The following is a 12,401-nucleotide window of genomic DNA, read 5'->3' on the forward strand; positions in this document are numbered from 1 at the left end:
AAGATTCTTTCCTGTTGTGCCTTCGGTGCTCGCACACATCGAACGCGCATACATCCGATCTTTAATGGGAGGTTCACTTGGTGAACCTGACCGTCCCCCGGTTGCTCATGGACCGAGCCCTCGCTGACCCCGAGGGGGTCGCGCTGATCGTGCACGGCTCGGCTCAGCTCACCTATCGCGAGTGGCACGAGCGGTCCACCGCGCTCGCGAACAGCCTGGTCGCACGGGGCGTCACCCGAGGCGACCGGGTGGGTCTGGTGTTCGGGGCCGCGGACTGGGCGGACTACGCCGTGGCGTTCTGCGGGGTTCTGGCGGCAGGGGCGGTGGGCGTACCGCTCTCCGACCGCCTCGCCCTCGATGACCTGCGTCTCATGCTGGAGAACTGCCGCGCGACCGGCGTCGTCCACGCCTCGGGTCTCGCGGTGCCCGAGGTCGGCTGGAGCGCCACGGTCGACGGTCTGAACGTCGAAACCTCCTATGAGAAGGCCGATATCGCGCCTCCGGAGCCCGGAGATCTCGCCCAGATCCTCTACACCTCCGGTACGACCGGCCGTCCCAAGGGGGTCTCGGCGACCCATGCCAATCTGGCCTACGGCTGCGGTGCCAAACGCCGCCCGTTCGCGCACTCCCGGCATCTGGTCCACGCCTTCCCGATCGGGACCAACGCCGGACAGGCGATGCTGATCAACGCGCTCGACGCCCATCCGGCCGTCGTGACGCTGCCGCGCTTCACCCCGGCCCGTTTCGCCTCGCTGATCGAGTCCTACCGCGCGGGAACGGTCTTCCTCGTCCCCGCGATGGCCATCGAGCTGATCAACGCGAAGGTGGCCGAACGGCACGACCTGTCCAGCGTGCTGCTGCTCGGCTCGGCCGCCGCGCCGCTGCCCTCGGCCGTCGCCCAGGCGCTGACCACGGCCTTCCCCAGAGCGACGATCACCAACTACTACACCTCGACCGAGGCGGCCCCGGCTCAGACGGTGATGATGTTCGACCCGGACCGGCCGGGAAGCGTCGGCCGCGCCATCGCCGGGGGACGGGTCAGGATCGCCACCGTGGAGGGGGAGCCACTGGAGGCGGGAGAGACCGGGGAGGTCTGGATGCGATCCCCCGCGGCGCCGCGCGCCTACTACGGCGACCCCGAGAGCGGGACCTTCCGCGACGGCTGGGTGCGGATGGGCGACCTCGGCTACATCGACGCCGAAGGCTACCTCTACCTCGTCGACCGCGAGAGCGACGTGGTGAAGTCCGGGGCCTTCAAGGTCTCCACGATCCATATCGAGGAGGTCGTCTACCGGCACCCCGCCGTGATCGAGGCCGCCGCGTTCGGGGTTCCCCACCCCGTGCTCGGAACCGTCGTCGCGGTGGCCCTCGTCACCGAAGAGGCCCTCGCGCCCGAGGATCTGCGGATCTTTCTCAAGGACCGCCTCGCCCCGCACGAGTTGCCCGCGCACGTCATCACGGTCGACGCCCTGCCGCGCAACGCCGGCGGCAAGGTCGACAAGAAGGCCCTGCGCCGGACGATGGGGAGCGAGTGATGGCCGTTCTTCCATCCGAGAGCGCCTCGCGGAACGAGGTGGAGGACACCTCGGAGACATCGCGGGGGAACGCGTCCGCGGGTATGCCGGAGGTCACGTTCACCCAGCAGGGGATGTGGGTGACCGAGCAGGCCGTGGGCGGGGGCGCCGCCTATCACATGCCGATACTCGTCCACCTATGCGGCGATCTGGACACCGGCGCGCTCCTGGCGGCCTGCGCGGCGGTGGTCGCCCGGCATCCGATGCTGGGCGATGTGGTGACGGAGGTGGACAACGAGCTGCGGCTGGTGCCGGGAGCCGAGGTTCCCGTACGCCGGGTGACGATCTCCTCTTCCGCCGACGTCGCCACAGGGGCGGCGCGGGACACGCGCGACCTTTCGACCTCGCCGCATTCGCCTTCCCACGACGGTGAGAGCGGTGAGGACGGCGAGCGGTACGGACGGGCCGTGCGGGAGGCGGTGGGGGAGGAGATCCTGCGCGCGTTCGACCTGGAGAGGGGGCCGCTGGCCAGGTTCACCCTGTTCGAGATCGGCCCCGGACGAAACCTCCTTCTTTTCGTCGCCCACCACCTGATCTTCGACGGGCAGTCGAAGGACGTCCTGGTGCGCGATCTGGCCGCCTTCTACAACGGCGAGCCGCCGCCCCCGCTGCCGGAAATCGACCACGGCCGGGCCGAGCGCGACCGGGTGGCCGCCCTGCTTCCCGCCGCGCGCGAGTTCTGGAAGCCCCGCTGGCGCGATCCCGGTGAGACCGTCGTTCTCGGCCGCGCGCTGAGATCCCGGCGAGCGGCCCAGGGCCGGGTGCTGCGGTTCACAGTGAACCCGTCGATCGAGTCGGACCCGTCGCGGGACCTCTCCGCCGCCCCCGTCCTGACCCGGTTCGAGGTGCTGCTCGCCGGGCTGCACACCCTGCTTCTCGGCTACGGCAACACCGCGGTCACCACCGCCGTCGACCTGTCGACCAGGCCCCCCGAGGCCGCGGGACACATCGGCCTGTTCGTCAACGAACTCCCGGTCGCCTCCAGTCCGTCGCCCGAGGCGACCTTCCGCGAGTTCGCCACCGCGCTGCGCACCGAACTGAGGGAGATCTACCGCTTCCGCCAGGTGCCGCTCTCCCGGGCGATGCCCCGCCTCAGACCGCACGCCGCGCTCGTCCCCGTCTCCGTCAGCTACCGCACCCGCCGCGACGCGGACCCGGTGTTCACCGGGCTCGACGCGTCGGTGGAGTGGACCGTCTTCAACCACGCGGTACGCGGCGCGCTGCACCTGCAGTGCGTGGACGGCCCCGGCGGGCTGGAGATCAGCCTGCGCCACGACCCCGAGACGGTGCCCGACGCCGCCAGGGTCGCCGACGACCTGCGTCTCCTTCTGGAACGCGCCACGCACAACCCCAACCTGACACTGCACGAAATTCTGGAGGACGAGATGGGTTCCGTCACCACGCTGAACGACCAGGTACGCGAGATCTGGGAAGAGGTGCTCGGCATATCGCCGATCGCCGATGACGACGACATCTTCGATCTGGGGGGCCACTCCCTCACCATCACGCAGATCATCGCCCGCATGCGCAAGCGCCTGGACATCGAGGTCTCCCTCGACGACTTCTTCGACAACCCGACAATCGCCGGCATCGTGGACTCCCTCGGCGATGACTGAGATCCTCGACGGCCTCCGTCTCTCCCGCCTCGCCGACGACGACCTGGAGCTTCTGCTGTTGGTGAGGCACTTCGAGCTCAAGCTCCTGGAGCTGTACGACAGGGGCGACCTCAACGGCACCACGCACACCTGCCTCGGCCAGGAGTACGTCCCGGTCGCGCTGCGATCCCTGCTCGGCCCGGCCGACCACGTCTTCAGCAACCACCGGGGACACGGCCACTACCTGTCCAGATTCCGCGACCCGCACGGCCTGCTCGCCGAGATCATGGGCAGGGAGGGCGCGGTCTGCGAGGGTGTCGGCGGCAGCCAGCACATCCACCGCGACCGCTACATGTCCACCGGCGTGCAGGGTGAGAGCATGCCGGTCGCCGCCGGTGTCGCGCTGCACCTCAAGCGCTCCGAGCCCGGCACCCTCGCCTGCGTCCACATCGGCGACGGCACCTGGGGCGAGGGTGCGGTCTACGAGGCGCTGAACCTCGCCGCGCTCTGGCGGCTCCCGCTGCTCGTCGTGGTGGAGAACAACGGCATCGCCCAGTCCACTCCGACCGCCTCGCAGATGGCCGGTACGGTGGCCGGCCGGGCGGCGGCCTTCGGCATCGCGCACCGGCTGGTCGTCTCCACCGACGTCAACGAGATCCGCCTCTCGCTGGAACGCGAGATCGCGCGGGTGCGCGAGGGACAGCCTCTGGTGGTCGAGTTCGTCACCCACCGCCTCGGGCCGCACAGCAAGGGCGACGACATCCGCCCGGCCGACGTCGTACGGGCCGCCAGGGAGAACGACTGGTACGCCCGCTACGCCCACGACCACCCCGAGCACTTCCACCGGCTCGACGGCGTCGTCAAGGCCGAGGTCGAGGCCGTCGCCGACGAGGTGGCCGCGCGCCCCCTCTCCCGCTGGGAGGGATCGTGCGCGTAGCGGAGAACCTCAACGCGGCCCTGCACGGGTTGCTGGACGACGACCACACCGCCTACGTGCTCGGCGAGGACATCCTCGACCCGTACGGCGGCGCCTTCAAAATCACCAAGGGGCTCTCCACCCGCTTTCCCGAGCGGGTGATCGGCACCCCGATCAGCGAGGGCGCGCTCACCGGCGTCGCGGCGGGACTGGCGCTCGCCGGTAACACGGCCGTGGCCGAGATCATGTTCGGCGACTTCGTGGCGCTCGCCTTCGACCAGCTGTGCAACTTCGCCGGCAAGTCGGTGTCGATGTACGGCAGGCGGCTGCCGCTGCGAATGGTGGTGCGCTGCCCCACCGGTGGTGGCCGGGGCTACGGTCCCACGCACAGCCAGAGCCTGCAGAAGCACTTCGTCGGCATGCCGGGACTGTCGCTGTACGAGATGTCCCCTTTCCATGACAACCGCGCGGTGTTCGCGGCGATGCTGGAACGGGGCGAACCGTGCGTGTTCTTCGAGGACAAGGTCCTCTACACCCGGCAGATGGAACGGGTGGACCCGCTGTTCCTGATGCGCCGCGACGGAGACCTGGCCGTGGTGGACATCCGCGACGCGGGTGACCGTCCCGACTGCGTGGTCATCGCTCCCGGTGGAATGGTCCACCGGGTGCTGGGCGCGATGCGCTCCCTGATGGTGGAGGAGGAGATCTCCACCCGGCTGCTCGTCCCCTCCCGGCTCTACCCGCTGGACGTCGACACGCTGCTGCCCCACCTCGGGGACGTCGTCCTGGTCGCGGAGGAGAGCACCGCCGGGGGCACCTGGGGCAGCGAGGTCGCCCACCTCCTGCACGCCCGTCTCTGGGACCGCCTGCGAGGACCCGTCCGCCTCGTCCACTCGCGGGACTCCGTGATCCCCACCGCCGCGCACCTGGAGAACGAGGTCCTGGCCGGGGAGTCCACGATCCACAACGCCGTACGGGAGGCTCTGCGTGGCTGACATCCACGTTCCCAAACTCAACAACAACGACACCGAATACCTGGTCGTCGAGTGGCTCGTCGGGAACGGAAAGCCCGTCGTCGCGGGAGAGCCGATCGCCGTACTGGAGACCTCCAAGGCGGCCGACGAACTGGAGGCGGGGGAGAGCGGCTACCTGCACCACGTCGCCGCCCTTGACAGCTGGATCGCTCCGGGCGCGCTCCTCGCCCGCATCACCGCCGAGGCGGTCCCGCAGCCTGCCCCGGTCACCGACGTGCCCGGCCCGGTGGTCTCCGAGGACGCGGCGCGGCAGCGGGACGCGCTGGTGGCCGAGCCGGTCGTCACCGCTCCCGCACGTGTGGCGATGGAGGAACTCGGCGTCTCCCACGCCGAGGTCGCGTCCCTGGGCCTCGCCGTCATCCGCAGGACCGACGTGGAGGCCCTGGTCCACCGCCGTACCGGGCAGACGGCCTCCGACGTGCACGAAGGCGTGCACGAAGACGCGCGGAAGGAGCGGAAGGACGCGCGGGAACCGGCCGCGGACACGGGCGCGCACCGCCTCTCGCGGGTGCAACGTGCCGTCGCGCGTGCCGTCACCACCTCGCACGCGACCATCCCCGCCGCGTACACCGTCGTGAAGTTCGAGGTGGGCCCGCTGCTGGAGCGGGCGAGAGGGCTGAGCAGGGAGGTACGCAGGCCGGTCGGGCCGGCGGAGCTGTTCGTCCAGGCCGTGGCCGCGCTGCACCCGGCGTTCCCGCTGTTCTTCGCCTCGGTCGACGGTGACCGGGTACATCCGGCCGACGCCCCGCGCGTCGGCGTCACCTTCGACATGGGAGAGGGCCTGTACGTGCCGGTCGTCCACGACACCGGCTCGCTCAAGGCCATCGCCGACGCGCTCATGCGCTACCGGCTCGCCGCCACCGAGGGGGACTTCCGCGAGAAGGACCTCACCGGTGCCAACATCGCCGTCACCCTGCACACCGACGCCGACGTCATCCTCGCGATCCCCTTCATCTTCCCCGGTACGGTCTGCGCTCTCGCGATCACCTCGCCGCAGCCCGAACCGCGACTCGCCGAGGACGGCACGGTGACCATGAGAACCGTCGCCAACATCGGCCTCGCCTACGACCATCGACTGATCAACGGACGGGACGCCGCGCTCTTCCTCGCGGCCCTCCGGATGGAGTTACAAGCGTGACCGAGACAACACTGTCGGACGCCAAGAAGGCGCTGCTCGCCAGGCGGCTCAAGAGCCGCGGGGAGTCACGGGCCACCATCGCCCGCCGCGCCTCCGGAACCGTCCCGCCCCTGTCCCACGCCCAGGAACGCCTGTGGTTCCTCGAGCAGTACCGGCCGGGCACCACCACCTACACCGTCCCCGTCGCGGTGCGTCTGCGCGGTGAGCTGGACGAAGACGCGCTGCGCCGGGCGCTGGACGAGCTCGTCGCGCGCCACGAGGCCCTGCGGACGCGGTTTCTCACCACCGACGACGGCACCCCGGAACTCGTCATCGACGAGCCGGGTCCGGCCGCGCTGCGCGTCGTCGAGGCGGACGGCGTGGAGGCCGCGATCGAGCTGCTCGACGCCGACCTCGCCGTCCCGTTCGACCTGGAACACGGCCCGCTCTTCCGCACCGTGCTGGTGAGGATCGCGCCCGACGACCACGTCCTTCTCATCGCCGCCCACCACACCGTCATCGACGGCTGGTCCAGCGACCTGCTCATCCGCGAGCTGCTCGTCCTGCACGACGGCGGTACCCCGCCGCCCGCGCCGGTCGGCTACGGCGACTACGCCCTCTGGCAGCGAGGCCGTGACCACCGCCGCGAGATCGACCACTGGCGCGACCGGCTCGCCGGGCTGCCCGCGATCGAGCTGCCCACCGACAGGCCCCGCCCCGCCGAGCAGCGCCACGAGGGAGCCGCCCTCGACGTCCGGGTGGACGCCGACCTCACCAGGCGGCTCGCCGAGCTGGGCGCCGAGGCCGGCGCCACGCCGTACATGACGCTGCTCGCCGCCTTCCAGGTCCTGCTGGCCCGCTACTCGGGGCAGACGGACTTCGCGGTCGGCTCCCCGGTCGCCGGGCGCGGGCTGCCCGAGCTGGACGGGGTCGTCGGCATGTTCGTCAACACCCTGGTCCTGCGCGCGGACCTGGCCGACGACCCGTCGTTCACCACCTTCCTCGCCCGGACGCGTGAGACCGCCCTGGACGCCTACGCGCACCAGGAGCTCCCGTTCGACCAGCTGGTCAACGAACTGAACGTGGTCCGTGACGTGAGCCGATCGCCGCTCGCGCAGGTCACGTTCGCGCTGCAGAACTTCAAGGCGGGCGAGGAGGACGGGCGCGTCTCCTACCTCACGCTCCCGGCGAGGACGACCCGCTTCGACCTCGGCCTCTACCTGTTCGAGAGCCCGGACGGGCTGGTCGGCCACCTCGCCTACAGCACCGCCCTCTTCGACCCGGAGACCGTGGAGCTGCTGGCGGCGCGCTTCGAGACGCTGCTGCGCTCGATCGTGGCGGACCCGGACACGCGGGTGGGGGAGCTGTCGCTGCTCTCCGACGAGGAGCGGGAGAGGATCCTGGGCTTCGGCTCGGGTCCCGCTCTCCGGTCGTCCGGTCACGACCTGCTGCACGACCTCGTCACCGCGCGGGCCGCGCTCACGCCCGGCGCGACGGCCGTGGTCCACGAGGGCTCACCCGTCTCGACCACGGTGCCCGCGACGCGCGGCGGCTCCGGTCCGGGTACGGCGTCGACGGCGGGCGGCTCGCTGACGTACGCCGAGCTCGACGAGCGTTCCACCAGGATCGCCGCCCTGCTGAGGAACCACCACGGCGTGGGCCCCGACACCAGGGTGGGCGTCTTCCTCGAACAGTCCACCGACCTGGCGGCGGCCGTCATCGGCGTGCTGAAGGCCGGTGGCGCCTACGTGCCCCTCGACCCCAAGCAGCCCCGCGACCGGCTGGCGTACATGCTCGCCGACGCCGGAGCCGTCGCCGTCCTGACCACCTCCGCCCTGAGCGACCTGCTTCCCGGCATCGCCGGCGCGCCGACGATCCGCCTGGACTCCGAGGCGCTTGAGGAGACCGGGTTCGAACCACCGGAGGTGTCGCCCGACCACCTCGCGTACGTGATCTACACGTCGGGGACCACCGGGCGGCCGAAGGGCGTCGGGGTGCAGCACCGGCAGGTGCTCAACTATCTCGCCGGGGTCGAGGAGCGCTTCGAGGTCGAACCCGGCGGGGTCTACACCCTGCTGCAGTCGCTCTCGTTCGACTTCGGGGTGACGATCTTCTACCTGTCGCTCATGACCGGCGGAGAGCTGCACCTGGCCGACCCGCAGGCTCCCGCCGAGGAGCTCGCCGGGCTGTTGAGCGGCACCGACTACCTGAAGATGACCCCCTCCCACCTCGCCTCGCTGCTCGCCGCGGTGGACGACCCCGCCCAGCTGCTCCCGCGCAAGCTCCTCGTCCTCGGCGGCGAGGCCTCCCGGTGGAGCTGGGCCCGCGAGCTGACCGCGCACACCACGGTGGTCAACCACTACGGCCCTACCGAGGCGACGGTCGGCATCTCCACCCACGCCGTCACCGACGAGCACGAGCGGGCACTGAACCTGCCGATCGGCAGGCCGCTGCCCGGGGCCGCGGTCTACGTGCTCGACGAGCACCTGCGACTGGTCCCGCCCGGTATGACCGGCGAGATCTACCTCGGCGGCGACCGGCTCGCCCGCGGATACCTCGGGCGGCCCGGCCTGACGGCCGAGAGATTCCTGCCCGACCCGTACGGCGGGCCCGGCGCCCGCATGTACAGGACCGGCGACCTCGGCCGGTGGCTGCCCTCGGGCGACCTGTGCTTCCTCGGCCGCCGCGACCTGCAGGTCAAGGTCAGGGGTTACCGGGTGGAACTGCCGGAGATCGAGTCTGTGCTCGCCGACCAGCCGGGGGTCGCCCACGCCGTCGTCGACCTGCGCGGGGACCGGCTGGTCGCGTACGTGGTCGGCGAGGTCGCCGGAGACCAGATCAGCGTCAGCGAGCTGCGGGCGCGGCTCGGTGAGCGGCTCCCCGAGTACATGATCCCCGGGCGGTTCGTCTGGCTGGACGAGCTGCCCCTGAAGTCGCACGGCAAGGTCGACCGGGCCAGGCTGCCCGAACCCGACGAGGCGCGGCCCGACCAGGAAGCCGGATTCGTCCCGCCACAGACGCCTCTCGAAGAGGCGATCGCCGAAGTGTGGGCAAAGGTTCTCGGACTGGTACAGGTCGGTGTGCTGGACGACTTCTTCGACCTGGGCGGTCATTCGCTGCTCGCCGCACAGGTGGTCGCCCGCCTTCGGAAAGCCATTCCCGAAGGCGGGCGCCAGGTCACGATCCTGGACCTGTTCAAGCACCGGACCGTCCGCGAGCTGGCGCGGCTCGTCGAGACGGCCGACGACGGCCCGCGCATGCTCCTGCACCGGCTCACCCCGGCCCGCGCGGCCACCTCGACCCTGGTCTGCGTGCCGTACGGCGGTGGCAGCGCCGCCATCTACCAGCCGCTGGCCGACAGGTTGCCCCAGAACTGGGCGCTGCACGCGGTCGCCGTCCCCGGCCAGGAGATGGGGCTGATCGAGGAGACCCGGCCGGTGGCGGAGGTCGCGCAGGGCTGCGTGGAGGAGATCCTCAAGGACGTGCGCGGGCCTCTCGCGCTGTACGGGCACTGCGGGCTCGGCGTCATGCTGACCGTGGAGATCGCCCGCCGCCTGGAGGCCGCGGGCCGCCAGGTCGAGGCGATCTACCTCGGTGGCATCTTCCCCTTCGCCCGCCCCACCTCGATGCTGGCCAAGCTGTCGAACCTGACCGACCGCCTCCGCAGCGACCAGGTCTGGGCCAACGCCCTGCAGGCCGCGGGTCTCGACGTGGAGGACCTGGAACGCGACCAGCTCAAGCTGATGATCGACAACCGTCGCAAGGGCACCAAGGAGGCGGAGCGCTACTTCACCCGCCTCTTCGAGGAGGGTGTCGAGCCGCTCAAGGCGCCGATCATCTCCGTGGCGGGCGACCGCGACCCGGCCACCGAGTTCTATCAGGAGCGCTACCGCGAGTGGCACCTCCTGACGGGCTCGACGGCCGTGGTCGTCCTCGATGAGGCCGGACACTTTTTCCTGAAATATCGGGCGGAAGAGCTCGCCACCATCGTCACCGGCACCCACCGGGCCATCGCCTCGGGTGACACGGCCAAGCTGGCCCGCACCGACCGGTCCACCTGGTGGCTCGGCGGCGTCTCCACCCAGGACGACCTCGCCGAAGTGGCTCCTGCGACGATGGCACCCGCGATCACCGGTGCCGGACCGGCCGCGTCCGCTCCAGCCGGTCCTGACTCCGCCACGTCCGTTCTTCCCGGCTCCGGCACGGGCGGCGCGCCACCGGGAACGACAGACCCGCTCGCGACGGGCACCCCGGCGCGCTCGGGACCTCCGCCCAGTATGAAGCGGTTCGCCGTCGTGGCGGCCGGGCAGCTCGTCTCGATCGTCGGATCGTCGCTCACCGAGTTCGCCATCCCGCTGTGGATCTACATCAGCACCGACTCGCTCGCCAGGTTCGCCCTCTTCTCCGTCCTCGCGCTGGTTCCCGGCATGCTGGTCTCCCCCCTGGCCGGAGCCCTCGTCGACCGCCACGACCGGCGCAAGATCATGATCGCCGGAGACATCGGCGCGTTCGGCACCCAGCTGACACTGGGCATCCTGCTGTGGACCGGCAACCTGCAGATCTGGCACATCTACCCGCTCCTGGTGCTGCTGTCGATCGCGCTGACCTTCCAGCGTCTCGCCTACAACTCCGCCATCCCGCAACTGGTCCCCAAACGCTTCCTCGGCCACGCCAACGGCGTGGTCCAGATGGTCACCGGTACCGCCCAGCTGGTCGTCCCGCTGGCCGCGGTCGGCCTGATGGCCGCGATCGGGCTGGAGGGCATCCTCGTCCTGGACGTCGCCGCGTACATCTTCGCGATCGGGGTGCTGCTCTTCGTCCGCTTCCCGAAGACGATGGCGTGGAAGCGCAGGGAGTCGCTGGTCGCCGAGATGGTCGAGGGCTGGAAGTTCTCCTGGGGCAACCGGGGCTTCCGCGGCATGCTGTTCTTCTTCGCGGTGCTGAACATCTTCCTCTCCCCGCTGTTCCTGCTCATCTCACCGCTCGTCCTGGGCTTCGCCACCCTGGACGACGTCGGCCGGATCTCCTTCTTCGGTGGTCTCGGCGTCTTCCTCGGCGGCCTGACCATGACCGTCTGGGGAGGCCCGCGACGGCAGCGGCTGCGCGGCGTCATGCTCTCCACCCTCGTACTGGGCGTCTTCTGCCTGGTCACCGGTCTGCAGCAGAACCTGATCCTGATCGGGATCGGCGCCTTCGGCATGTCGTTCTGGCTGACCATGCTCAACGGCGTCTACGCGACGATCATCCAGGTCAAGGTGCCGCAACGCTTCCACGGTCGTGTCATCGCGCTCAACACGCTCGTCGCCTGGTCCACCCTGCCGGTCGGCTTCGGCCTGGTCGCCCCGTACGGCAGCGAGCTGTTCGAACCACTGATGCTCCCCGGAGGGCCGCTGGCCGACACGGTCGGTCTCGTGCTCGGCACCGGCGAGGGCCGGGGCGTCGGCCTGATGTACGTGCTGTTCGCCGTCGCCATCGTGGTCACGGCGCTGGTCGCGATGCGGACCCGCACGCTGTCCAGGTTCGACACCGACGTCCCCGACGCGCTCCCGGACGATCTGGTCGGCTTCCAGGCCATCCAGAGGCGCCAGGAGCGCGAGCGTCAGGAACGCGAGCGCGACGAGCCGACCGCCGAGGTGATCTCGATTCGGAGATGACGTCCTCCCCACGCCCGAAGGCGGGGTCTCCACGCTGAAAGCGATCACTTCTCCCGGCCGGCCGGCAGAGGCGCGGCCTTTCATCAGGACTCAAGGTCCGGGAACACAGAGTGCTCACCTGTCGGCGGCTACCACCGGGAGTCCACCGGATGGCTTACTCCCAAAACTGATCAGGAAGACGATGACCCCGTCCTGAGCGGCGGAACCCCGGCCCTCTTTCGGAGGGGCCGGAAGGAACGGGTGAAAAGAACACGGACGGGGCGCGGTCGACGACCACGCCCCGTCTCTCATGTCTGTCCGGCTACACGCGCGGCGTCAGTACGCCCAGCCACCGGGGGCGAAGTCCTCCCAGTGGTAGAAATCCCAGTAGTAACCACCGTTGACCTGCGCGAGCTGGCTCTCCTCCAGCTCGGTGCCGATCCCGGACAGCTCAGACAGCGCGGACAGCTCAGGCTTGGCCTTGGCCATCGTTGTTTCCCCTTTCGATCTGACAACGTGGCCAATGTCCCAA

7 protein-coding genes are annotated in these 12,401 nt (G+C 70.3%); 6 read left to right on the forward strand and 1 reads right to left on the reverse strand.

Going from position 1 to position 12,401, the window contains the following annotated elements; all coding sequences use genetic code 11:
* The first annotated feature begins 80 nt into the window (after nucleotides 1-80).
* The 6 genes from ACIBH4_RS26510 to ACIBH4_RS26535 are packed head-to-tail and all read left to right on the forward strand — an operon-like array spanning nucleotide 81 to nucleotide 11,890.
* Nucleotides 81-1,535: a class I adenylate-forming enzyme family protein gene (locus tag ACIBH4_RS26510; protein ID WP_362501219.1), complete on the forward strand. Its 1,455-nt coding sequence runs from the start codon at nucleotides 81-83 to the stop codon at nucleotides 1,533-1,535.
* On the forward strand, nucleotides 1,535-3,190 hold the full coding sequence (locus tag ACIBH4_RS26515; RefSeq protein WP_362501221.1) for a condensation domain-containing protein: 1,656 nt from the start codon (nucleotides 1,535-1,537) through the stop codon (nucleotides 3,188-3,190). The genes ACIBH4_RS26510 and ACIBH4_RS26515 overlap by 1 nt, the downstream gene beginning before the upstream one ends.
* Nucleotides 3,183-4,106 (forward strand): thiamine pyrophosphate-dependent dehydrogenase E1 component subunit alpha, encoded by a 924-nt coding sequence (locus ACIBH4_RS26520; RefSeq protein ID WP_362501223.1) that lies wholly within the window; start codon nucleotides 3,183-3,185, stop codon nucleotides 4,104-4,106. Before ACIBH4_RS26515 ends, ACIBH4_RS26520 begins: the two co-directional genes overlap by 8 nt.
* A complete protein-coding gene (locus ACIBH4_RS26525; protein ID WP_362501225.1) occupies nucleotides 4,097-5,080 on the forward strand; it encodes a transketolase C-terminal domain-containing protein in 984 nt (327 codons plus the stop codon). The genes ACIBH4_RS26520 and ACIBH4_RS26525 overlap by 10 nt, the downstream gene beginning before the upstream one ends.
* Nucleotides 5,073-6,257: a 2-oxo acid dehydrogenase subunit E2 gene (locus ACIBH4_RS26530; RefSeq protein ID WP_362763960.1), complete on the forward strand. Its 1,185-nt coding sequence runs from the start codon at nucleotides 5,073-5,075 to the stop codon at nucleotides 6,255-6,257. Before ACIBH4_RS26525 ends, ACIBH4_RS26530 begins: the two co-directional genes overlap by 8 nt.
* On the forward strand, nucleotides 6,254-11,890 hold the full coding sequence (locus tag ACIBH4_RS26535; RefSeq protein ID WP_362763963.1) for an amino acid adenylation domain-containing protein: 5,637 nt from the start codon (nucleotides 6,254-6,256) through the stop codon (nucleotides 11,888-11,890). Before ACIBH4_RS26530 ends, ACIBH4_RS26535 begins: the two co-directional genes overlap by 4 nt.
* Before the next feature lie 315 nt (nucleotides 11,891-12,205).
* On the opposite strand, the gene ACIBH4_RS26540 is transcribed toward ACIBH4_RS26535, so the two are convergent.
* Entirely contained in the window at nucleotides 12,206-12,358 is a 153-nt protein-coding gene (locus ACIBH4_RS26540) for a hypothetical protein (protein ID WP_362501231.1), read from the reverse strand.
* Nucleotides 12,359-12,401 lie beyond the last annotated feature (43 nt).

Source organism: Streptosporangium sp. NPDC050284 (assembly GCF_044459525.1).
Lineage (GTDB): Bacteria > Actinomycetota > Actinomycetes > Streptosporangiales > Streptosporangiaceae > Streptosporangium.